This is a genomic window from Borrelia duttonii Ly, assembly GCF_000019685.1.
In the GTDB taxonomy this organism is placed as follows: domain Bacteria; phylum Spirochaetota; class Spirochaetia; order Borreliales; family Borreliaceae; genus Borrelia; species Borrelia duttonii.
The window spans coordinates 174980-198797 of record NC_011229.1 but is presented as its reverse complement, the minus strand read 5'-3'; the positions used below and the strand labels follow the sequence as shown (position 1 = coordinate 198797).

Below are 23818 nucleotides of genomic sequence, written 5' to 3'. Positions count from 1 at the left end.
TGCGACATCTCACTAAATTTGGGGGGTTTAAGTATTTTTTTACGGATAGTTGCTATAGAGCACACTAAAAGTTAAGAATGAAAATCCCATCTTTGAAAATAGCGCTAAATAAAATATTTCTATGTTGGCTTCTTGGGATTTATTTAAAAGGGCTGGTATTGTGAAATTCATTTCTCTTGCTAATATAAAAAAAGAATGTAGTCACATATATTATAGAAGTGTGTATTTTGCTGATGCTTTTTATGAATATAATGGTCTTAAGGAAGTTAAACATGTAAAATTTATAATAGAAGTAACACCTTTAAATGAGAAACATGTTACTATTGAGTTTTTGGAGCCTCTCAATTATCCTGTTTTAAGTTTAATGGTTGCAATTAAAAGGCATGTCATTGAACTTAATACAAAAGGTGAACTTCCTTGATATTATCTTTTAAAAGAGAAGATGAGATGATAACTTTTTCTAAGTCTTTTTTTAATCCTTTACCTATTGGTAAAATATTTGCTCTTTATGGTGAGATAGGTGTTGGGAAGACGACTTTTTTAAAAGGTTTGGCTTTAAATCTTGGGATTTCTTGTTTTGTAAGTCCGACTTATAACATTATTAATGTTTATGAATTTGCAAATTTTAGATTTTATCATATTGATTTGTATCGTTTACATCTTTTAGATGAATTTGAGCTTATTGGTGGAATGGAACTTTTATTGGATATGTCATCTATAATAGCTATTGAATGGCCAGATATGGTTGTTGATATTTTACCTAAAGATAGATTGAGATTTTTAAAATTTAAAATTAAAGATGATAGTAGGATTTTGGAATTTGATAATGAATACTCTTGCGATTGAATATTCATATAAAAATTTATTGATTTATTTTCAAATTAATGAAGAAATTTTGTTTCTTATTATGAAAAGGAATGAAGTCAATAATGTTCTTAATGTGTCCAAATTATTTAATGATTTTATATTAGATAAAAATATTGATCTTGGTAATCTTGATTTACTTATTAATTCTTCTGGGCCTGGTTCTTTTACAGGGTTAAGAATTAGTTTAAGTTTTATTAAGGGTCTTTCCTTAGGACTTTCAATTCCTTTTGTTAATATTCCTACCTTTGATGTTTGTGTAAGATTGTTTCATACAGAGTCGGATATTCTAGTTTTAAGTTTTACTGCAGGTAGATATTTTCTTGGGCATTATAGAGATTTTAAATTGTGTGGTAATATTGTTTGTTTTTCTGAAATAGACTTGTTGAAATATTTGAATGAACTTGACTGTAAATTTGTTATTGTGGGTAATGACATTGATTTTATTTATGAAAAATTTAAAAGTAGGTTTAGAGTTATTGATGATATGCGTGCTTTTGGTGCAGTTTTGACTGATCTTGGTAAGGCAAAGTACCTCAAGAGTAGACAGGGTGATGATATTTTATCAGGACCTTGTTATGTAAGACCTAGTGATGCTGAAATTAATTTTTATTTGCTAAAATAATCAAATAATTTTTTAATTTTATGTATATTATTTTTATCTTGTAATATTGATTTTTTATTTTCTTCCTTAATGATATCGTAGATTTCAGATCTAAGTATTTTAATGTTTTCTGGGGCTTTTATTGCTATTTTTACACTATCTTTTTTTATTTCTAATATTGAAATTTCGATATTAGAGTCTATTTTAATGCTTTCATTTGCTTTTCTTGATAGTACTAACATATTTATTCCTTAAAGACTCTATATCTAAGATAATGTTCTTCATTAGTAGAGATGGCTTGTTTTCCAATTAATTTTTTTTTATTTAATATAATTGGAGCTTTGAGGTTTGCAGTTATTTCTTTATAATTCTTTACATGCATGTTGATGATACATAGTATTACCTTTTCGTTTTCATTTTCTGCTTGGATGTCTAACCAATCCTTGTTTTCTATGTTTGGCAAATATTTTTCTAAAAAGTTAAATGGGGATGTTACTAAAAAATTTATTTCTCCATTTATTGATTGCATTATAGAGAATGGCTTATGTGCAGAGTCTTTAATTATAAATTCTTTAATATCTTCAAATCCCAATATTCCTTCAGGAAATTTAACTTTTATACTAAATTTGTTTTTCATTTTATTTTAAGAAATCTAATAATGTTGTTTGCATTATTCTTGCAGAAACTCCTAAAGATACTTGATAAGCAAGACTTGTCATGTTAAGATCTGTGATTGCTTTTGTAACATCAAGATCGGTATATTGTACCATATCATCTTTCATATCCATTATTTCTTTGCTAAGTCTTGCATAACTTAATTCAAGTCTGTTTTCTTTAGTCCCAAGATCAGCTAATGTTGATAAAATTTTACTTAAACTTTCATCGATTTCTGCTAAATTTCTACTTCCTATAAGTCCTTCTCTATTTTCTTCTAAATTATCTCTTAGGTCGATTAAACTATCAAAAATTGTTCTATTTCTAATCTCAGCGTTGTTTGCTACGTTGTAAGGGGGTTCTTTGGAATCGTTATTTTGATTTAAAATACCAAGATCTGTTAGTACTGTTGACCCTTCTTCTTCTGTTATCCACATTTGATGAGGTGTTGTTGTGTTAATTATTATTGAATTTAATATATTGTCAAGAGAGGCTTCCACTGGAGCAGATGATTCATTGATTTTGGCGATAATGTCAGCAGCAGTATCTCCTGCTGTTAATACTATTTCAACATTATCAATATAAATTTTTGTGTTTTCTTGTACAACGAAATTATCAACATTTTTTGATGATGTTATATATTGATTTTGTGAAAAAAATAGCTCACTTCCAGGGTAGTTTGTTGAGATATAAATTCCATTACATATTTCGGTTGTTTGTTCTGATTGATTTCCATTATAGTCTATTTTTATTATTTGAGTTTCTGCTCTATCTTGGGTTAATTTATTAATTTTCTTTGCTCTAGTTGCTTTGAATGCTTCAGCATCGACTTTCGTTCCTGCAAACATGCTATATCCGTCTGCTCCTTTTGCATTTGCTATTGCAAGGACATCTTCAAGTATTGCATTTATTTCTTTTGCTATTATTTTTTTATCATCAGTGCCATATGTACCATTTGCTCCTTTAATAGCTATTTCTTTTGCTCGGGTTAAAATATTAGATAGGGATTGCAAGTATCCTTCTACGTATCTTAATTTGCCCCTAGCATTGTTGATATTATGAGAATAGGTATTAAGTTTAAATATGTTACTGTCTAATCTTATTGAATGAGTGACACCGGTTGGATCGTTTCTCAGGTTTGTAATTCGTTTGCCACCTTGGTATAAACTTTCTAAAAGTTTTGTTATTTTTACTTCTTTGTTTCTTGAAGATGATTTTAAGTTATCATATGTTAAAGGATGACTTACTCTGTTAATCATATATTATACTCCCATTTTGTTTATTATTGTGTCTATTAATTCTGCAGAAACATTGATGAATTTACTTGCAGCAATAAATGATTGTTGAAATTCTATCATATTTGCTAATTCTTCATCTTTATTTACACCAGATATTGATAATCTTAAATCGGTTAAATTTTTAAGTATTTGTTCTTGACTATTTTTTGTAACTTCTGCAATTTGTCCTTTTATTGCAATATTTGAAGCTGTATTTACAAAATAGTCGTTGAGTGTTGAGTTTTTCTCAACCATGATTTGTGAATTAACAAAAGATGCAATACGTAATGCTACTTTATTGTCACCAATAGGAGTATTATTTGTTGGGGTTTTAATACCCGATGCAATTTTTGATGGATCTTCTGTAATTATTTTAGATATTCTAATCCATGCTGATGGATTTTTTAGAGGAGATATTGAATATCTAGTTGTGTTTGTTAATTGGTCAGTGGTATTAATGTTTTGATAGTTATAAGCACCTTCAATTCCTGATGCATTTAATATACCCGTATAATTTGTTAAGAATAATCCAGAATCTTCAATATGTTTAATTCTAAAAATGGTACTGTCTTTATCTTCTTCTTTAACTGCCTTAATTTCAAATTTTTTGTTTTCATTAATTCTTGCAGTGACTTGTGCATCGGAATTGTTTATTTTATCTATTACATCTTTAACAGTATCTGTTGCATTATATGGTATTTCTATAAAATCATTTTTATTTATTGCTTGAAATCTGAGTATTCCTGCAAATCCTAATTTTTCTTTTGGGGAAATTTCATTTGTACTATTTACTTTAAATATATGAACAGAATCAAATTGTCCATCTCCATTGCTATCATATCTTCCACGATCGTCAGTTAATTTGTATTCTTGTTCAAAGAAGATTCTTCCATTTTGTTTGTCAAGGCCATATCCTGATATATGAACTTCATTTACAAGTTCTGCAATATTGATTGCTATATTGTCTAATTCATTAATTTCATTTTTAATTTCATTATCCCTTATATTAATAAGAGCTCCTAGTTTTCCTGTATTGATATTGGCAGTTTCTCGATTATTCCACAAAATGTTCCATTTTGTCTTTGTGGGACCATTTGCTGCTTCTAATATAAGTTCGTTTGCTATTGTACCTTGAATTAGATGTTTTCCTTCCATATGAATTAAAAATTCATTAGGATCCCTTTTGTTTTCTATGGAGATACTAATTAAATTGCTTAGTTTATCAATTATTAAATCTCGTTCATCCATTAAATCATTTGGATGATCTTTCATTGCGATTGCTTTTGCTATTTGTTTATTGAGATCACTGATATTTCTGAGATAATTATTAATCTCTTCAGTAGTTATTTTGATTTCGTCATTTGCCATTGTGTATATTCGTTCAAGAGAATGAAATCTGCTTGTTACTACTTCTACAAAAGCTTGTCCACGTTCTAATATAATATTTCTTTCTGCTAATCCTTGTGGTTGTTTTGATAAATCCTGCCAACTTGCCCAAAAATCGTTTAATCTTTTTCTCATTGATTGTTCTTCTGGTTCGTTATATACATTTTCTAGCAGAGAAATAAATCTATCTTTTAAGTTCCAATATCCAAGGTGATGTGATTCTTCGGCTATTTTTATGTCCAATAATTCGTCTCTTATTCGTTCTATAGATTGAACCATTATTCCTTGTCCTAATTGCCCAGCTTTATTTGCTCTATTTAATTGAGGAGCATATATTGGCATTTCGGTTTTCATTATAATTCTTTGCCTTGAGTATCCTGGCTTTGTTGCATTAGTTAAATTATGTCCAACTGTGTTCATAGCATCTTTGTGTGCAAATAAACTTTTTTTCCCAATTTCTATTCCTGAAAATGTTGAATCCATTTTACACTCCTTGATTATTTAAAGTTTTTTGTTTATTAATACGGATGCTTCATTTGGCGTTCCGTTTTTTGGTCCATAGGGGTTTTTATAAGTGATATTATCTACAGTCTCTTGAGCATCTTGAAAGATTGAGTCTAACATATCAAGGGATGTTTCTACATAACTTGATATTAGATGATTTAAATTTTGGATATTTAATGTTCCTATTTTCAATCTATGAAAGTAATTATGTATTTCTTTTTTATAAGTTGAGCATAATTTTTCTATGGCCATGTAAGTTGATTCAAATTGTTCATTTTGTGTAAATTCTTTCCAAATTTTATCTCTCTTTTGTTCTACATCTTTAAATTCTTGTAGGTAAATATTTGTTTTGTCTATTGATTCTTTCAACATCATTGCATTTTTTTCATCAAGATATTTTTTTATATTTAAATACATGCCATATATTTTTTCTATTAACAAGGTTTCTTCTTCTAATGTGTTTTTTAGTTCAGTTTCTAATTTAATTTCCATTTCTTTAAAGTAAATTATAAGTGAAATTTATGATATTTACAAATTTGCAATATTGTTGTTTTTATTATTTTGTACTTTTGTTTTTTATTTTATTTTTTGATTTTTGTTATTTATGCTATGTTATAATTTCTATAATCTATGAGCAGGCTTTTTCAGAAAGAAGATGATATTGTTGCACTTGCTACACCTTTTTTTAGTAGTGCTTTATGTGTAATTCGTAGTAGTGGAGTTTCTGCAATTGAAAAATTTTCTAAAATGTTCTCAGATCCGAGTAAATTGCTTGAGGCATCTGGGCACACTATTCATTATGGATATATTCTAGATAACGAAACTAAAGAAAAATTGGATGAAGTTGTTGTTTGTCTTTATAGAGCGCCAAAAAGTTTTACAGGTCAGGATTCAATAGAAGTGATGGCTCATGGTTCTCTTATTGGTATAAGGAGAATTATAGACTTTTTTTTGAAAGTAGGTTTTCGAATGGCTGAGCCTGGTGAATTTACCCTTCGTTCTTTCTTGGCAGGGAAACTTGATCTTACTAAAGCAGAGGCTATAAATGAATTAATTTCTGCTAAGACTAGGCAAGTACATGCTCTTGCTGTTAATAAACTTTCAGGTTCTTTGTTTGATAAGATAGATTTGATTAAAAAAGATATTTTAAATTTTCTTTCAGCCATTAGTGTTTATCTTGATTATGAGACAGATGATAATGAAGTTGTTATTCCTGTTGATATTATTTTAAAAAGTAAATCTGAACTTGAAAGGCTAATTGATTCTTATGATACTGCAAGAAAATTGGAGAATGGTGTTACATTAGTGTTGGCTGGTTCTGTTAATGTTGGTAAATCTTCTCTTTTTAATTTGTTATTAAAAGAAGATAGGGCTATCGTGTCTTCTTATGCTGGTACTACACGAGATTATATTCAAGCAAGTTTTGAATTTGATGGTATTTTGTTTAACGTATTTGATACAGCAGGGCTTAGAGAAACTAGTGATTTTGTTGAACAGTTGGGTATAGTGAGAAGTAATTCTTTGATTAAGGAAGCATCTTTGATTTTTTATGTTGTTGATTTAAGTGGCAAATTAACGGATGATGATTTGAAGTTTATTGATGCTTATAAGGAAGATTCTAGAGTGCTTTTTGTTTTAAATAAAGTGGATTTAGAGCAAAATAATCAAACAGTTGAATTTTTTAATTCTAATAATGTAGTTTCATTAAACACAGTAAAGATTAGTACTAAAACTTTATTTGGTATAAATTCCCTTTATGATAGGATAAGGTCATTGATAGCTGTTGATTATATGAAGACTAGTGATTATGATGTTGTAATATCATCAACTCGTCAGGCAGAACTTTTAAAGAGGGCTTATGCTTTAATTATTGAGTTGTTAAGCAAAATAGAACAAAATATAAGTTATGATATGTTGGCATTTGATGTTTACGAAGTGGTTAATGTTTTAGGGGAAATAACGGGTGAGGTTACTAGTGATGATGTGCTTGACAATATGTTTAAGAATTTTTGTTTAGGAAAATAGGTATGGATTTTGATGCTATTGTTATTGGAGGAGGGCATGCTGGTATTGAAGCATCTCTGGCTCTTGCAAGATTAAATTTTAAAACAATTTTGATTACTCAAAATTTAGATACAGTAGGTAAACTATCTTGTAATCCTGCTATTGGTGGGCTTGCTAAGGGAAATATGGTGAGGGAAATTGATGCTCTTGGTGGAGAGATGGGATGTTTAATTGATTTTAGTATGATTCAATTTCGTATTTTAAATAAAAGTAAGGGTCCTGCTGTACAAGCACCTCGTGCACAAGCTGATAAATTAGTATATCAGATTAAAGCAAAGGAAACATTAGAGATGCAGAATAATCTTGAACTTTTTCAAGATACTGTTAGTGATTTTTTACTTAATCCTATGAAAAATAAGATTGAAGGTGTCGTTACAGAAAGGGGTAATAAATTTACATCGCGTGTTGTAGTGCTTACAACGGGAACTTTTCTTAGAGGTAAAATATTCATAGGTGAATACAAGGCTTATATGGGAAGGATTTCTGAGCCAGCTGCTTTTGGTCTTGAGAAAATTTTGCTTGAACTTGGATTTGAAATGGGTAGACTTAAGACAGGTACTCCTGCAAGGGTTCATAGGAGAAGTATTAATTTTGCAAAAACAGAAATTCAGTTTGGAGATTCTGATATCATTCCTTTTTCTTTTTCAAATACTAAAATAGATAAGACTCAACTTTCTTGTTATGTTACTTATACTAATAAAAAGACTCATGAGATAATTAGTGAAAATATGCATCTCTCTCCACTTTATTCTGGGGAAATTGTTGGGAATGGTCCAAGATATTGTCCTTCTATTGAAGATAAAATTGTTAAATTTAAAGATAAAGATAAGCATCAAATTTTTATTGAGCCTGAGGGGATTAATACCCAAGAGATGTATCTTAATGGTTTAAGTTCATCTTTACCTGAGGATGTTCAAAAGAGATTAATTAATAGCATTGATGGACTTGAGGATGCAGTAATTACAAGACCAGGATATGCTGTTGAGTATGATTATATTAATCCCATTGAATTATATGCAAGCCTTGAGACTAAAAGGGTTGAAGGACTTTTTGTTGCAGGACAAACTAATGGATCATCTGGATATGAAGAAGCTGCAGCTCAAGGTTTGATGGCCGGAATTAATGCAGCACTTAAATTACAAAAAAAAGATCCAATGATACTGCCAAGGACTAGTTCTTATATTGGTGTTTTAATTGACGATCTTGTTACTAAGGGTACAAAAGAGCCTTATCGAATGTTTACTTCAAGAGCTGAACATAGACTTAATTTGAGGCATGATACTAGTGATAAAAGATTGATTAAATGGGGGTATGAAGTTGGATTGGTTAGTGAGGAGAAATATTCTAGGTATTTTTTTAAGGAAAAGCAAATTGAGGAAATTAAAGAACTTTTGAGGCATAGACGTCTTAAAGAGAAAGAGGCTAGTAGTTTTGAATTAAAAAGGCATATTAATAAAGATTTTTATCATATTGTGAAAGATCCATATATTAATTTAAAGGATCTTGTTAATATTGATCCTAAGTTAAATGCTTCAAAAGTAATTCTTGAACAAGTTGAATTAGACATTAAATATGAAGGCTACATTAATAGGCAAAAAGATTTGATTAGAAAAATGAATAATCTTGAACTTATTAAATTGCCACTTGATTTTAATTATGAGATTGATGGTCTCTCTAGAGAGGCTAGAGAAAAATTTGTTAAAATTCAACCAGCTAATCTTGCTCAGGCAAGTAGGGTTTCTGGGGTTAGGAATACTGATATTCAAGTTTTGCTTATATATTTTTCAAACCCTAAAAATAAAGTAGTACTTAATTTAGATTTATGATGACTAATTTTAAATTTGCTTTGAAAAATTTGAAAGTGAATTTTACTTCAGAAAATATTGATAAATTGAGATTTTATATAGAGAAAGTTTTATTATTTAGTGATAGGTTTAATTTGGTGTCAAATAATGTTCGCAACTTTGATGCAATGCTTTTACATGCTTTAGATTCTGTTTCTGGATTGCCTATTGTTAAAGATAAAAATCCACGACAAGTACTTGATGTTGGCAGTGGAGCTGGGTTTCCAGGAATTGTTTTAGCCCTTTTTGATCGTTGTAGAAAATATGTTCTTCTTGAGCGTAGTAATAAAAAAGCCATTTTTTTAAAAATGATTAGTTTGGAACTTGGTTTAGAGAATGTGGAGGTTTTAGAGCATAATGTTGAGGAGGAACAAAATAAATATGAATTTATTACAATCAGGGCTTTTGGAGATATAAGAAAATATGCAAATATTTTAGGCTCAATTTTGAAATCTGGTGGTTTAATTATGGCTTATAAAGGGAAATTTGATAAGGTTGAATTTGAAATGAGTTATGTTAAAAATTTATTTGATAAAGTAGAAATAAAATCATCAGAATTGATTTCTGATAAAGAGAGATATTTCCTTTTACTTTATGATTATAAATGTTAATTTTATTTCTAGGTTTTTAGTTTATATTTTGTTTTTTGTAGCAAGGAAATTTAGTACGATAGGAGTGGTATGAAAAATAGTTTTCAAATAGATTCTGAAGTAGAGAATGCATTAAGTTTAATAAATAAATTTAGAAGGGAAGTTGCAAGTAGAATTCTTGGGCAGCGAGAAATGGTTGATGCTATTTTGATGGGAATCTTGACAGAAGGTCATGTTTTACTTGAAGGTGTGCCGGGACTTGCTAAGACATTGACTATTCAGACAGTTTCAGACGTTCTTGATCTTGAATTTAAAAGAGTACAATTTACTCCAGATCTTTTGCCTTCTGATCTTACGGGTAATATGATATATAAGAGTACTACGGGAACTTTTAAAGTTAGAAAGGGTCCAATATTTTCAAATATTGTCTTAGCAGATGAAATTAATAGGGCTCCTGCGAAAGTTCAATCTGCACTTCTTGAGGCAATGAGTGAACGTCAAGTAACTCTTGGTGATGAGACACATAAGTTACCCGATCCGTTTTTTGTTCTTGCAACACAAAATCCAATTGAGCAGGAAGGAACTTATAATTTACCAGAAGCGCAACTTGATAGATTTTTATTGAAGGTGAATGTGAAATATCCATCTATTCAAGATGAAATTAAGCTTCTTAAAATATTTTCAGTTGATGGTGGACTTGAAAATATTAAAGTTGCAAAAATAATGAATGCTTATTCTTTAGCAGATCTTAGAAGGATAATTGGTAAGGTGAAGGTAGATGATAAAATAATGCTTTATATTGTGACCTTAATAGCAGCTTCTCGTGAAAATGATAAAAAAACCTATCCATTTACTAAGTATATTGAATTTGGAGCATCTCCCAGAGCTTCACTGAGTTTGCTAAAGTGTGCTCGTGTTAATGCTCTTTATGAGGGACGTTTGTTTGTTCTTCCAGAAGATGTGAAGGCTGTAGCTTATAATGTATTAAGGCATAGAATTACTCCTTCTTATGAGGCAGAAGTTGAAGAAATGAATACTGATGATATTATTAAGATACTTCTCTCAGCGGTTGCTCTTCCTTAGGATTTAATTGGATATGCAATATAGTAGTGAATCAAGTGCTAGTACTAAAACGAAAATAAAGGCTTTAAAATTTTTTTCTAGAAAAATGCTCTTAGAGCTTAATTTTGGTGGATATCGTTCTATTTTTAAAGGTCTTGGTCTTGAATTTCATGAGTTTAGACCATATGAAGAAACAGATGATGCTAGATTGATTGATTGGAACGTTAGTTCGAAAACAGATAATATATTTTCAAAGGTTTTTAGAGAAGATAAGGGAATAAATTTACATTTACTTGTTGATAATTCTCTTTCTATGAGTTTGGGAAGTATAACAAGTAAAAAAGAAATACAGGATTTATTGGTTTCTATCTTTGCTCATATGGCATTTTTTAATAATGATAAAATAGGTATGACTTTTTTTTCTAGCAAAACAGATAAATTTATTTCATCTAGAAAGGGATATTCGCATTTAGGATTAATTTTAAATGAGACAATTAATAGACAGTTAAAGAGGGGCAGTAATTTAACATATGTATTTAAAAATACAGCAGAGTATTATAAGAAAAGATCTTTAATTATTATCATTTCAGATTTTAAAGCCAGCGATTATTTTAAATCTTTAACAGTTCTCAGTAAACGTCATAATATTATTGCGATAAGACTTACAGATTTTTTTGATGAGAATCTTCCTCAATATGGAGTTTTAACCTATGAAGATATTGAAACACGTGAGGATTTTTTAGTTTCAGGGTTTAGTAAGAAGATATTAAATAGTTATAAGAATTATTGGACATTAGATAAAATAAAATGGCGGAAAGAATGCATAAAAAGGAATATTAATTTTATAGAAATTGACACAAGAGATGATGTTTTTAAAAAATTAAAGGTGCTTTTGAAAAAGGAGAATGGTATTTGAAAAATATGATTTTCCTTGCAACTTTCTTTCTTTTATTTCTTTCTTTTAATTTATTTTCTTATGAAATACAAAATGAGATGTTTATTCCAACTCGTTATTATGTGGGAGATACTGTTGAGTTTAAATTTTCTTTAATTCTTGATGATGATGAAAAATTTATTCCTATCGCGTTTGAATCAATTAAAAATGAATTTGTTGAGATTGATAAGATATTATACAGACCTGAAAGTGGAGAGATAATAATATATTTTGTTTCATTTTATATAGGAAGTAATACGCTTCCTCATATTTATGTTGGAGATATTATTAGAAGTGATAAAACTTTTAAGTTGATTCTTAATAATATTAAAATCAATACTAGTACATTAGTTGCAGATGATGATTCTCTTAAGATTCAAGATATAGAAGGAGTGCTTTTTCTTCCAGGTACCAGTACATATTTTGTTATTTTTATTTTGGCTTTTATATTGATTCCATATCTTTTTATTAAGTTTTTGAAACTTATAAAGCAATTATTAGTATTTCTAATCATAAAGCATAATTTAAGAAGGCCTTATAGAGTATTTCAAAAACAATTGAGTATTTTAGATAATTATATTAAAAGCGAAGAAAAACAGAATGTTTTTTATAATTTATTAAATTCGTCTTTAAGAGTTTATTTGTCTAAAAAAACGGGTTTTGATTTTAATGCGATTACTACTACTGAAATTTCTGAGATTTTACAAAGTCTTAATGTGCCCCATGAAATTCGTTCAACTTTTGTTAATATGCTTAGACTTTCTGATTTTAGCAAATTTAGTGGGATTAATTTATCGGGGGATAATTTATCGCTTGTTTTAAATGATTTAAAAAAAGCGGCTTTTAATTTTGAAGAATTTAATAGAGGTGATAATGTTAACATTTAATGAGCCTTTGTATTTGTTTTTACTTTTGGGATTGCCATTAATAATTTATTTTAGCCATTTTTTTAATCGTAGAGGTGGGAAAGTTAGATTTCCGATATCTATTTATGGAAATTTTGGTTCTATAAAATTAAGAGATTATGTACTAAATTTATTGTATTTTGTTACTTATACTTTTTTTTATTTAGCTATAATAGTTATGATCTTAACCTTAGCAGGGCCTTCTATATCAAGAAAGAAAATGACATATCTTAGTAGTGGAGCTGATATTGTTATTGTGTTAGATATATCTCCTAGTATGGGTGCTATTGAATTTTCATCAAAAAATAGACTTGAATTTGCAAAAGAATTGATTGAATATTTTGTATATCAAAGAGAAAATGACAATATTGGTTTAGTAGCTTTTGCAAAGGAGGCATCATTAATAGTGCCACTTACAATTGATAGGGATTTTTTTTCTAAGAAGTTAGATGATATTTATATTATGGATCTTGGAAATGGATCTGCTTTGGGACTTGGTATTTCTATTGCTCTTTCTCATTTAAAGCATTCTGAAGCACCTAAAAAATCAGTCATTGTTTTAACAGATGGTGTGGTTAATTCAGATGAAGTTTATAAAGATCAAGTAATAAATCTTGCTCAGGGATTAAATGTGAAAATTTATTCTGTTGGGATTGGTAGTGATGAGGAACTTAATGTTGGTTTTAAATTGAGATCTGGTAAATTTTATCAGGGAGTTTTGAAGGAAGTATATGATCCTAGCATGCTTTTTGAAATTTCAAATAAAACAGGAGGACTTTTTTATTCTGTTGGTGATGATTTTTCATTTAAACTTGCAATTCAAGATTTTTCGAAAAAAGAAAATGTAGAGAGAAAAGTTAAAATATCCGTTGATAATAATGATGTTTATAATGAATTTTTATTGGTAACATTTTTTTTATTAATTCTTTATTTTGTTTTTTCAAGGATTATTTTAAAAGAGGTGTTATGAGCATAGGCAATTATTATGCTTTTTACTTGTTTATAGTTTTATTTATAGTTTTGTTTGTGTATGTTTATGATTTTAGAAAGGCACTTCCATTTTTTAAAGCCTTAAGTCTTATGCATGTTAATAGTGCTTATGTTAAAAATTATTATATAAAGAAAATACTTATGATTTTCTTTTTTGTGTTGAGTTTTGGTTTTTTGATTTTATCAATTTTAGATGTTTCTTGGGGACAAAAGGCTACTGAGGATGAGAGAGTAAATTTAAGAATATCTTTTGTTGTTGATATTTCGCGTAGTATGTTAACTTTTGATGAGGGAAAATCTATTAATAGGCTTGAGAGTGCTAAAAATTTAATTAGTTTAATTTTAAATAGTTTTGAGAATGTTGAGTATTCACTTACTATTTTTAAGGGTAAATCTTTATTAGTTTTGCCTTTTTCTAAAGATAAGTCCAGTTTATATAAGATGTTAAATTATATTGAGCCTAACTTAATAAGTTCTCCCGGTAGTTTTTTAGGTGATGGGGTTTTGAGTGCTATACAAGGAATCAAAGATAGTTCTTATTATAATTTTTTGGTAGTTTTGACAGATGGTGATGAATGGGGTGAGAATAATTATTATACTTTTTCTAAATTAATTGATGTACGTAATATTGTAAGTTTTGTAATTGGAATTGGAAGCAATAGACCACTGCCTTTGGTTGATAATCATGTGAATGTGAAAGATAAGAATGATAGTGTGATGACTTTCATGCTTAATGAGGATAACTTGTATCTTTTAACATCTTCTATTAAGGGTTCTTATTATAATTTATACCTGAAAGGTACTAATTATGTTATTAATGAGATAAGGAATGATATAATAAAAAAAAGTTCAAGTAATATTTTATTAATTGGCATTTTAAGATACAAGCTTTTTTTAGCTGTTTCTTTTTTATTTATGATGTTGTATATATTTGTTAAGGTTATTAAATGGGACGATACTTTTTAATTCATTTATTAATAAGTTTTATATGTGCATTTTGTTTATCTTGTTCAAATGTTAAAGCTATGTCTCTTATGGCCATTGGTAATTATAGGTATATTAGAGGTGATTATCAGAGTGCAATTTCTACCTATTATAATCTTGTAGATGATAATAAGAGTGCTGCATGGGGTTATTATAATCTTGGAATTGTATATTATTCTTTGGGAGAGTATGAAAGCTCTCTTCGGATGTTTTCGTATGCAAGAAGAGATGATGATTTTTTTTTGAATTTTAATATAAGTTATAATGAGGGGATAATATATTACAATCAGGGACTTTATCGAAAAGCAGAAGTGGCATTTAAAGAAGCTTTAAAGATTAATCCTGCAAGTTATAATGCTAAGTATAATCTTGAACTTGCAATAATTAAAAAAAGGACTATGCCAGGAAATTTAAATAATTTAAGTATTAGTAAGAGTCAAAATTTTATTGAAAATAATGAAAATTTTTTGAGGTATATTGAAAATCTTGAGAGGGTTTTATGGGTAATGCGGGCAGACGAGCAAATTGTTTCTTTGCAAGAAGATTGGTAATATTTTTAATTTTATTTCTAGTACATTTAAAAATTTATTCTTTATCTGGTACTGATTATTTAATATCTTCCAAGATTGTTAAAGGTTCTAAGATTATTCATATTATTAGGTTAAATTTATCTCAGGATATTGATAAAAAATTATTGAAATTTGACATCAATAAAGATATAAACGAGAATGCTAAAATTGCCTTAATATCTAGAGTTATTGATGGAAATAATTTTATTATAGAGATAAAAATTGAATATGTTTTTGATAAATTGGGATTTGTCAAGATTCCTCCATTGAAAGTTATTTATAATGATGATGTTTATTTGACCTCAGAGTTTGAAGTGGTCATTTTAAGGGAAGATGAATTTCGTTCTTTGGGATTGCCAGTTGGTTTATATTGGGATTTTAATAAAAAAGAAATTTATGAGTATCAGAGTGTTGGATTTGTTTTGCGTTCTAATTGGCTTTTAAATAATAATGTTAAGTCTGTTGCTAGTTTTTTTAATGCTGTTAAAGATGCAATGATTGATAGAACTCCGATATTTGAAAATATTAATTATAGGACTTTTCATAGTAAAGAAATTTTGGATGTTCCTCTTTATAATTTTATTTTAACTCCTCTTAGGGGATCAAAAGTTGTTGTTATTCCCAGTGTTTCTTTTAATATAAGTGAGGATATTATGCGCATGAGTCCTGAAATTTCTTTAAAAATTAAATCAATACCAGAGGAGGTAAAATCTTTAGCTGTTGGTGTTTTTAAAATTGACTATGATTTTCCCAATGCCACGTCTATTACTCAAGATGCTTTTACTATTTTAATAAAAATTACAGGACAAGGAAATCTGCCTCATATTCGCTTTCCAGAAATTGAAACCTATAATTCTAGAATTATTTATAATAAAAAGAATTATAATTTTGAACCTTCAAAAGATGGTTATAAAGGTAGCATATCTAATGTATATACTATTAAGCCAGATAATAAGGGTAATTTATTTGTAAACATTGGTGATTTTGTATATTTAGATCCTGATGATGATAAAGTTTATAGACTGAATGGTAAACGACTAAAATATGAATATTATGGAGAGTTTAAAAAAAATAACTCTAATCAAGAATTATTATTAGATTTTAATTTACTCTCATATTATGATATTTTAAAATACAAAAATAAAACCTTTTTGTTTTTCGTTCCCATTTATTATTTGATTTTGATACCAGGAGTTTTATTTTCTTTAGCTATGTTTATTAAACATAAAAAATTTTTTATTGCTTCTGGTTGTGGTTTGATTGTTTTAATATTAACCCTTGCTGTTAGTCTTAATGCTATAAATGATGGTTTTCTATCAGAAGATAATATCAATGATTTAATAAATGATTATAGATCTAGTAATTATAGTGATGCTCTTAATAAAATTGATAATATTATTAAAAGAAATTCGAGTTATTCAGGACTTTGGTTAAATAGAGCTCTTATTTTAAGTAAGATGGATAGATCGTTTGATGCAATTTATTCGGCTTATAAGGCATTTTTTACTTCTCCAAATAATGATATCTTTTATAAGATTATTGATTTTATTGAAACTAAAAATGGCATTAATGAAAATATTAGGAATAATAGTTTTGTTTTTTCTAATATATTTTTTATTATTAGCTTAATTTTAATAACCATTTTAATAGTAGTTGTTTCTTATAGATTTTATGCAAAAAATTTAAAGAGAATTATTTTATTTTTGCTTTTATCTATGACATGCTTTACATTATTTCAAACATATTATTTTTATCTTGAGCAACAATCTGAAATTGGAATTATTAGAGGTGATTTAGTTTCCCTTTATAAGGTTCCTGATAATTTTTCAAGAAGTTGGAAATTTTTAAAAGGCAATATAAGTGTTTATCTTCTTGATAAAAAAGATGACTTTGTTCTAATTCAGACAAGCCATGGACTTAAGGGATGGATTCATAAAAATTTTATTGTATCTGTTAAAGATGATTTAATATGAAATGAAATAAATTTTTGAATTTCAGTTTTTTATTACATAAAAAATTATTTTTCTCTGTATACTATTCTTCCTTTTGTAAGATCATAAGGTGATAGTTCAACTTTGACTTTATCTCCAGGAACTATTTTAATAAAATGTTTTCTCATTTTTCCAGATAGGTGAGCTAGGACTAAATGTCCATTTTTAAGTTCTACTCTAAACATTGTATTTGGAAGAGATTCTTTAACAATACCTTCGGTTTCAATAGCTTCTTCTTTTGTATTCAAAATGCCTCCTTATTATTTGTGTAACAGAATCAATTGTACACAATTAGTAATATCATTGCAATTATTTTCTTATTAAAAATTAATGCACTAGTTTACATTATAGGGGATTGTTTATATAATTACACGGAGTTTTTTTTAAAATTGTAATTTATTATAGGGAGGTAATATCATGCAGAAAAGCAATTTTGAGCATGAATTTGTTGAAAAAATGCAAACTCTTCTTTTAGAATTAAAAAAAGAAATATTAAATTCTATAAGATCTGTTGAAGATAGTAAAAGAGAAATTATTAATAATGATATGCATCTAAAAGATATAGTAGATATTGCATTTGATAATATGGATGGTAATAATCTTGAGGCTTTAAGTTCAGTTGAAAAGAAGAAACTTAATTTAATAAATCAAGCTCTTTATCGGATTTCTCACAATATTTATGGGCATTGTTTAGCTTGTGATAAAGATATTGCACAAGAAAGGTTAGAGGCTATTCCTTATGCATTTTTATGTATAAGTTGTCAGACTAAAAAGGAAAAAAAGAGCAGAAGGTCAATTTAGTATTTAATTGTTTAGAATTGTAATTTCTACTCTTCGATTTTTTGATGCTAAAGGAGATGAGCTTACATACTTAGGTTTTTTAGCACCCCATCCTTTAAAAAATATTTGGTTTTTGTTCTTTACTTTCATTTTTAATAAATAGTTTCCGATTGTATGAGCTCTTTTTTCAGACAATTCTTGCATTTCTTGTTCTGTTCCAAACTTTGCTGTGTGTCCCTCTATTAGAATGTTATTGTCTTGAAATTTTTCTAGTAAATTGGCTATGTGTTTTAATTTATTATGTTCTTTTCTAATGATTTGAAATGAATCAGGATAGAATTCAATGTCTAAGCTTAATTTAATGCCATTTTTATTTTTTTCTATTTCTATAGAATCTATTTGTTCTCTTTTAATATATTCCTTAATTTCATTCTCTATTGTGTTATCATTTGGTAATTCAATGGAGATTATTTTTCCAGATGAGGTTCCAATCATTTTGATATTATTGTTTCCGTTTTTCATTTGAAATTCATATGTGTCATGATATTTATGTATATTTCCCAATTTTGAATCAAAGTATATTTTTTGGTTGACTTTTTGAGAGAATAATATGTTTTTTACATTATATTTAGATTCATAATTTGAATAAATTATATCGTAATATTTTCCATCTATTTTTTCTTTGCCTTTATATGTATAATTTACATTGAATTTTGTAATAAAATCTTTTATTCCTTTTACAATTTCAGATGCTTGTATGTATTCTTCTGCTGGATATGTCCATGTTTCATTTACTCTTATAGGTGTTTTTGGAAATTGTGGAATACCTCTAACAGAAGGTCTTTTTTGATTATGATTAATTTTGTATTCACCCTGTTTGTTTATGCTAAAATTTCCTTCAAGTTCTTCTTTTAGTAAGTAAACATCGCTCTCATCATTTCTTTCGAGTACTCTGAAATAAGATTTTATATTTGCAAAATGATTTTTTATATCTTTTATTTCACTTGATACTTGAATGTTTGTTTTTGTTTCGGAGTTAAATATGCCATTTAGATAAATTTTTTGCTGATCTGTGGTTTCTATTCTAAATTTAGTGCCTTTGGTGTATTTAAATTCTAATATTTCATAGGAAAATGTTATAGTTTTGATTAAAAATAGTAATGTTATGGTCTTAATATTCATTTAACGAATTATATCATAGTTTAGATTATGTTTTTTAATCTTTCATTAAATCTTTTTAATAATGCTTTGTGTGTTTTGTGTTTTAGTTATAATGATAGTATGCATATAGTTGTTTTAACTTTTTAATTAAATGATCTATTGTTTTGAGGTATAAGAAATGAAAAGAAAAAGTGGAATTTTGCTAAGTATTAGTTCTTTACCGTCTCAGTATGGTATTGGTGATTTGGGGAAGGGAGCATATGAATTTATAGATTTTCTTGCTAGTTCGTCGCAAAGTTATTGGCAAATATTGTTGTATTCACTTCCTAATTGTTCAGGGGTTCCTTATTTAAGTTATTCTGCATTTGCTGGTAATATAAGTTATATTGATTTAAATGCTATTGATAGATTTATCGATGTAGATTTAGGTATTTTTGGATGTTTGGAAGATAGATGTATTGATTATGATAAATTGAAAACCAAGAATATTATTTTAAGAGATGCAGCTTTGAATTTTTTGCATAGGGCGACAATTGATGAGATGTATGCATTTGAAAAATTTAAAAAATCTGCTGCTTATTGGCTTTTAGATTTTTCAAGTTTTGTTGCTTTTAGGGAATATTATTGCAGGTTCCAAGATCCACAGACCTTTAATCTTTTATTTAGTAAAGAAATCTTAAAAAGAGATCCAAAAGCTTTAATGCGACTTAGAGAAACTCTTAATGTTGAGATCAATATTCAACAAGTATTGCAATATTTCTTTTTTTCACAATTTAAAGCCTTAAAAAGATATGCAAGTAATGTTGGGATTAAAATAATAAGTGATATGCCTATTTTTATGTTTTATGATTCTGCTGATGTTTGGGCACATCAAAAATATTTTAAATTGAAATTTGATGCAAGTAAAGATAAAGTAACAGGTATGCCTTCTGGTAATTTGTCTTATAAAAAATATCTTTGGGGTAATGCAGCTTATAATTGGAAAGCCTTAAGGAAAGATGATTATGTGTGGTGGATTAATCGTATTGGTTTTATGCATAAATATGTAGATATTATTAAATTTGATTATTTTAGAGGATTTGTATCTACTTGGGAAATTTCTGAGCGAGAATTTTCAGTTTATAGTAGTAGTGGGCAGTGGGTCAAATGTCCAGGTAAAGATTTTTTTAGAAATGTTTTAAGTAAAATTAATGATTTAGAAATTTGGGTTGAAGACCTTTTAGAAGATCGTGGTGATGCTTTTAGATTAAGAGATTATTTTAATTTTCCAGAAACTAGAATTATGCAGTTTGCATTTGATTTTGATTCAAAAAATTTGTGTTTGCCACATAACTATATAAAGAATTGTGTTGTCTATACAAGTACTAATGAGAGTAATACTATTCGTCAGTTTATTAATTCTGTCGATGATGAGCATAGAGAGTACATTTTTAATTATTTTAATACTAATGAAGATTTTGTTGTTTGGGATATGATACGAGGTGCAATGTCTAGTGTTGCAGATAATGTAATAGTTTCAATGGAAGATTATCTTGATCATGTGGTTGATCATAAAAATGTGTCTGGGTCAATGCTTAATGATTTTAGGATCTTGAGTTCTGATTTAAGTACCGATTTAAGTAAAAAAATAAGTAATATTACAAAACTTTATGGAAGAATTTAAGTAGTAATTTTAATTATTTGTTAAAATAATATTTGTTTTTAAATCTATTTTAAAAAAGGTTGGATGTTGTTTATATGAGACTTAATACATGCTTAATGTTTTTCTATGTAATTTTTTTATTATTTTCTTATTTTTTTTTATGTTTTCGTTTACATTCATTAAATGGGAACAGGTATTTTAAAAATGGTGATTTCTTTTTTGTTCATAAGGGTGCTTTATATAAAAAGCGCAATAATGGGATATTTAAAATTGAAACTAAGGGAATAGAGACTAGATGGATATACCCATTTAAAAATCCTGTATCCAAAAGGATAACTTCTATTTATGAAGATTTTTATTCTTCAAATTCTCTTTTAACAACAAGTGATGCTGTTTATGTTTCTCATAATTATTTTAAAAATTTTATAAAATTAGTTGATACTGGAAAATTTAATAAAAATTCTTATATTACATCAAGTGCATTGTCTCGAGGAGAATATAAACGTGTTGCTGTTGGGACTTCTAACAGCGGACTTTATATCAGTATTAATAATAATTTAGATTTTAAAAGCTTAAATTCTCTAATTTCTAAGACATATTTGGGTGCTGGTTATTATGATATTATTAGTTCGCTAGAATTTTCAAAAAATAGTGGGAGTGAGTTGTATTGTTCTTATGGAATTTATGGAGATATTATTTTAATTAATATAGTTTCAGGGGTTATTAAGAAATTAGATTTTCCATTTAAAAAACAGATAGTTCGTATTATTGATTTATCTGATGAAAAGCTAGAAAAACTTTTGGTTGGAACTTATGATAATCATTTTTATTTATATGTTGATGGAAAGTGGATCTTTGATAGTCAATTTTCTATTTATGAAAGTAATTATTTTCAAAAATCAAAGAGACTTAATCTTGCGTCTAATAGGGGTTCAATTTATTTGACAGCTTATACTCTTCGAAATAAAACAGCTGTTGATGAGAGATTTGAGTTTATTAAAAAATTAGGTATGAATTCTGTTATTATTGATTTTAAAAATGATAGTGGTATCTTAACTTATGCAAGTCAGCTAGAATTGCCTAATAAAATGAATGCAGTTAAAAAATTAATAGATGTTCCTTATATTTTAAAAAAGGCAAAAGAATTGGGAATATATGTTATTGCTCGTGTTGTTGTATTTAAAGATTCAAAATTTTATTTATATAATAATTGTGAGTATGCTCTTTGGAATAAAAAAACCAATCGTCCTTGGGGTAATGTTGTAAAAGTCATGAATGGTAATTCTTTTAAGTTGATACAAAAAGAACATTGGGTAGATCTTTTTTCAAAAAATACTTGGGATTATAATTTAGATATTGCAAAAGAAATTCAGTTGCTTGGAGTTGATGAGATTCAGTTTGATTATATTAGATTCCCAACAGATGGACCTGTATCTCTTATAGCTTCAAGATTTAATAAGTATGAAATGAGGGCAATTGATGCCCTTGAATCTTTTTTAATTTTGGCTAGGGAAAAAATTTCTATTCCTATTTCTATTGACATTTACGGCAATAATGGATGGTTTGTTACTAATAGTATTGGTCAAAATATTTCTATGATATCAGATTATGTTGATGTTATTTCTCCCATGTTTTATCCTTCACATTATACTAATGATTTTTTGAAGAATGATTTATATTATACTACCAGGGCTTATAAAATTTATAAAGAAGGGAGTAATAGGGCGTTTGTGTTTTCCTCGGGTAAAGTTATAATTAGACCTTACGTTCAGGCTTTTTTGCTTGGTTCAGAACGTATTGTGAGTGAAGAGGTTTATCTTCAATATTTTTTTAATCAATTACAAGGTGTCAAAGAGTCTTTGGGAAATGGTTTTAGCTTGTGGAATGCATCTAATATTTATTATATGGTTAAGACTAATTTAAACAAATTTTTGGGTTTTTCTTAATATAATTTTTACTAGGAGATTTATGTGGCTTATATTTATTTTTTTTGTTTGATGTTAGGTATATTTTTATTATATCTTGGTGGTAATTATCTTTTAAAGAGTTCTGTTAATATTGCTACTTATTTTAAAGTTCCCAATCTTTTAATAGGTGTTATAATAGTCTCTCTATCAACAAGTGCTCCAGAGCTTTTTACAAGTTTGATAGCATCGTTTAAGCAAAAAAATGAAATTATTGTTTCTAATATTATTGGTAGTAATATTATCAATATATTACTTGCACTTTCTTTAACAGGTTGTTTTTTAAAAATAAAAACAGATTTTAAGAGACTTAAGTTTTCTTTTATGATGTTATTTTTATTGATGTTTCTTTTATTGTTACTTTCTTTTGATTTTAGTTCTCTTTCTTTTTTTAAAGTGCCTTATCATAAGACCAGTTCGTTGATAATTTTATTTGTATTTGTATCTTATTTATTTTTATTTTATAGGAAAGAAAAAAAATATAATGTTGTTGAGCGGGATTTAGATAATCTTAATTGTGATTATGGATTTAAATTTTTATTTTTAAATATTATGTTTTTATTTTTAAGTGTTTATTTTTTATATTTAGGTTCGAAGTTATTAATAGATAATTCAATATATATTGCACATAATATTTTTCATATTAGTGAGAAAGTTATTGGAATTATTTTTGTTGCTTTTGGAACCAGTATACCAGAGCTTGTTGTTTCACTTTTTGCAATAATTAAAAAAGAATCAGATATTGCGCTGGGTAATATTATTGGCAGTAACATATTTAATATTGGATTTATTTTGTCTAGTAGTAGTTTTATAAGTCCAGTACTGATGAGTGATATTTATTTTGTTGATTTTGGTATTATGTTTGTTATATCTTTGATTTTGTTATTGGTAGTTAAAGTCAAAGGGGTTTTTGATAGGGGTCCTTCTATTATTTTTTTGTTTTTGTATATTTTATATAATGTGTATTTATTTGGTGTTTATTAATTTTATTAAATTTATCAATGTGTTATTATGAATTATGTTTTATTGTTTTTTATATTAGGAGATTA

General features: G+C 27.5%; 24 protein-coding genes. 17 read left to right on the top strand and 7 right to left on the bottom strand.

The window, feature by feature from the left end:
* The first annotated feature begins 160 nt into the window (after positions 1 to 160).
* From BDU_RS00920 to tsaB, 3 genes are read left to right on the top strand one after another with little or no spacing between them, the layout of a single operon-like run.
* The gene (locus BDU_RS00920) at positions 161 to 421 is read left to right on the top strand and encodes a hypothetical protein (protein WP_038366737.1); all 261 of its coding nucleotides are present in this window, start codon (positions 161 to 163) and stop codon (positions 419 to 421) included.
* The gene (gene tsaE / locus BDU_RS00915) at positions 418 to 846 is read left to right on the top strand and encodes a tRNA (adenosine(37)-N6)-threonylcarbamoyltransferase complex ATPase subunit type 1 TsaE (protein WP_012537953.1); all 429 of its coding nucleotides are present in this window, start codon (positions 418 to 420) and stop codon (positions 844 to 846) included. The genes BDU_RS00920 and tsaE overlap by 4 nt, the downstream gene beginning before the upstream one ends.
* Positions 824 to 1489 (top strand): tRNA (adenosine(37)-N6)-threonylcarbamoyltransferase complex dimerization subunit type 1 TsaB, encoded by a 666-nt coding sequence (tsaB, locus tag BDU_RS00910; protein WP_041177767.1) that lies wholly within the window; start codon positions 824 to 826, stop codon positions 1487 to 1489. Before tsaE ends, tsaB begins: the two co-directional genes overlap by 23 nt.
* On the opposite strand, the gene csrA is transcribed toward tsaB, so the two are convergent.
* The 5 genes from csrA to BDU_RS00885 are packed head-to-tail and all read right to left on the bottom strand — an operon-like array spanning position 1474 to position 5781.
* Positions 1474 to 1710, bottom strand: a complete 237-nt coding sequence (gene csrA, locus BDU_RS00905) for a carbon storage regulator CsrA (protein ID WP_012537951.1) — start codon at positions 1708 to 1710, stop codon at positions 1474 to 1476. The two genes, tsaB and csrA, sit on opposite strands and share 16 nt — an antisense overlap.
* Before the next feature lie 2 nt (positions 1711 to 1712).
* Complete coding sequence (fliW, locus tag BDU_RS00900) at positions 1713 to 2105, bottom strand: flagellar assembly protein FliW (protein ID WP_012537950.1); 393 nt, start codon at positions 2103 to 2105, stop codon at positions 1713 to 1715.
* A gap of 1 nt (position 2106) precedes the next feature.
* Entirely contained in the window at positions 2107 to 3381 is a 1275-nt protein-coding gene (locus BDU_RS00895) for a flagellar hook-associated protein 3 (RefSeq protein WP_012537949.1), read from the bottom strand.
* Positions 3382 to 3384: 3 nt separating this feature from the next.
* Positions 3385 to 5268, bottom strand: coding sequence for a flagellar hook-associated protein FlgK (gene flgK, locus BDU_RS00890; RefSeq protein WP_012537948.1), 1884 nt, complete (start codon positions 5266 to 5268; stop codon positions 3385 to 3387).
* Between the two features lie 18 nt (positions 5269 to 5286).
* Complete coding sequence (locus BDU_RS00885; RefSeq protein ID WP_012537947.1) at positions 5287 to 5781, bottom strand: hypothetical protein; 495 nt, start codon at positions 5779 to 5781, stop codon at positions 5287 to 5289.
* A 138-nt stretch (positions 5782 to 5919) separates the two neighbouring features.
* On the opposite strand from BDU_RS00885, the gene mnmE reads away from it, so the two are divergent.
* The 10 genes from mnmE (at position 5920) to BDU_RS00835 (ending at position 17204) form a co-directional block, all read left to right on the top strand.
* Positions 5920 to 7314 (top strand): tRNA uridine-5-carboxymethylaminomethyl(34) synthesis GTPase MnmE, encoded by a 1395-nt coding sequence (mnmE, locus tag BDU_RS00880; protein WP_012537946.1) that lies wholly within the window; start codon positions 5920 to 5922, stop codon positions 7312 to 7314.
* A gap of 2 nt (positions 7315 to 7316) precedes the next feature.
* Positions 7317 to 9179, top strand: coding sequence for a tRNA uridine-5-carboxymethylaminomethyl(34) synthesis enzyme MnmG (gene mnmG, locus BDU_RS00875; RefSeq protein ID WP_041177685.1), 1863 nt, complete (start codon positions 7317 to 7319; stop codon positions 9177 to 9179).
* On the top strand, positions 9176 to 9808 hold the full coding sequence (gene rsmG, locus BDU_RS00870) for a 16S rRNA (guanine(527)-N(7))-methyltransferase RsmG (protein WP_012537944.1): 633 nt from the start codon (positions 9176 to 9178) through the stop codon (positions 9806 to 9808). Before mnmG ends, rsmG begins: the two co-directional genes overlap by 4 nt.
* Positions 9809 to 9877: 69 nt before the next feature.
* Positions 9878 to 10870 (top strand): AAA family ATPase, encoded by a 993-nt coding sequence (locus BDU_RS00865; protein ID WP_012537943.1) that lies wholly within the window; start codon positions 9878 to 9880, stop codon positions 10868 to 10870.
* 13 nt (positions 10871 to 10883) lie between these two features.
* Positions 10884 to 11765 (top strand): DUF58 domain-containing protein, encoded by an 882-nt coding sequence (locus BDU_RS00860; RefSeq protein WP_014696066.1) that lies wholly within the window; start codon positions 10884 to 10886, stop codon positions 11763 to 11765.
* A 5-nt stretch (positions 11766 to 11770) separates the two neighbouring features.
* Positions 11771 to 12670 carry a hypothetical protein gene (locus tag BDU_RS00855; protein ID WP_041177766.1) on the top strand — a complete coding sequence of 300 codons (900 nt, stop codon included), beginning with the start codon at positions 11771 to 11773 and terminating at the stop codon, positions 12668 to 12670.
* The gene (locus tag BDU_RS00850; RefSeq protein ID WP_041177684.1) at positions 12657 to 13658 is read left to right on the top strand and encodes a vWA domain-containing protein; all 1002 of its coding nucleotides are present in this window, start codon (positions 12657 to 12659) and stop codon (positions 13656 to 13658) included. The genes BDU_RS00855 and BDU_RS00850 overlap by 14 nt, the downstream gene beginning before the upstream one ends.
* A complete protein-coding gene (locus BDU_RS00845) occupies positions 13655 to 14644 on the top strand; it encodes a VWA domain-containing protein (protein ID WP_012537939.1) in 990 nt (329 codons plus the stop codon). The genes BDU_RS00850 and BDU_RS00845 overlap by 4 nt, the downstream gene beginning before the upstream one ends.
* On the top strand, positions 14626 to 15213 hold the full coding sequence (locus BDU_RS00840; protein WP_012537938.1) for a tetratricopeptide repeat protein: 588 nt from the start codon (positions 14626 to 14628) through the stop codon (positions 15211 to 15213). The genes BDU_RS00845 and BDU_RS00840 overlap by 19 nt, the downstream gene beginning before the upstream one ends.
* Positions 15162 to 17204: an SH3 domain-containing protein gene (locus BDU_RS00835; protein ID WP_012537937.1), complete on the top strand. Its 2043-nt coding sequence runs from the start codon at positions 15162 to 15164 to the stop codon at positions 17202 to 17204. The genes BDU_RS00840 and BDU_RS00835 overlap by 52 nt, the downstream gene beginning before the upstream one ends.
* A gap of 44 nt (positions 17205 to 17248) precedes the next feature.
* On the opposite strand, the gene infA is transcribed toward BDU_RS00835, so the two are convergent.
* Positions 17249 to 17470, bottom strand: coding sequence for a translation initiation factor IF-1 (gene infA / locus BDU_RS00830; protein WP_012537936.1), 222 nt, complete (start codon positions 17468 to 17470; stop codon positions 17249 to 17251).
* Positions 17471 to 17639: 169 nt separating this feature from the next.
* Here infA and BDU_RS00825 point away from each other — a divergent pair, with 169 nt between their 5' ends.
* The gene (locus tag BDU_RS00825) at positions 17640 to 18023 is read left to right on the top strand and encodes a TraR/DksA family transcriptional regulator (protein WP_012537935.1); all 384 of its coding nucleotides are present in this window, start codon (positions 17640 to 17642) and stop codon (positions 18021 to 18023) included.
* A gap of 3 nt (positions 18024 to 18026) precedes the next feature.
* Here BDU_RS00825 and BDU_RS00820 read toward each other — a convergent pair whose 3' ends face one another.
* Positions 18027 to 19184, bottom strand: a complete 1158-nt coding sequence (locus BDU_RS00820) for an OmpA family protein (protein WP_012537934.1) — start codon at positions 19182 to 19184, stop codon at positions 18027 to 18029.
* A 157-nt stretch (positions 19185 to 19341) separates the two neighbouring features.
* Between BDU_RS00820 and malQ the strand changes: the two genes are divergently transcribed.
* The 3 genes from malQ to BDU_RS00805 all read left to right on the top strand — a co-directional run bounded on the left by malQ (position 19342) and on the right by BDU_RS00805 (position 23753).
* Entirely contained in the window at positions 19342 to 20826 is a 1485-nt protein-coding gene (gene malQ / locus BDU_RS00815) for a 4-alpha-glucanotransferase (protein ID WP_012537933.1), read from the top strand.
* Between the two features lie 74 nt (positions 20827 to 20900).
* Positions 20901 to 22751 carry a putative glycoside hydrolase gene (locus tag BDU_RS00810; protein ID WP_041177682.1) on the top strand — a complete coding sequence of 617 codons (1851 nt, stop codon included), beginning with the start codon at positions 20901 to 20903 and terminating at the stop codon, positions 22749 to 22751.
* Between the two features lie 51 nt (positions 22752 to 22802).
* Entirely contained in the window at positions 22803 to 23753 is a 951-nt protein-coding gene (locus BDU_RS00805; protein ID WP_041177765.1) for a calcium/sodium antiporter, read from the top strand.
* Positions 23754 to 23818: the final 65 nt, after the last annotated feature.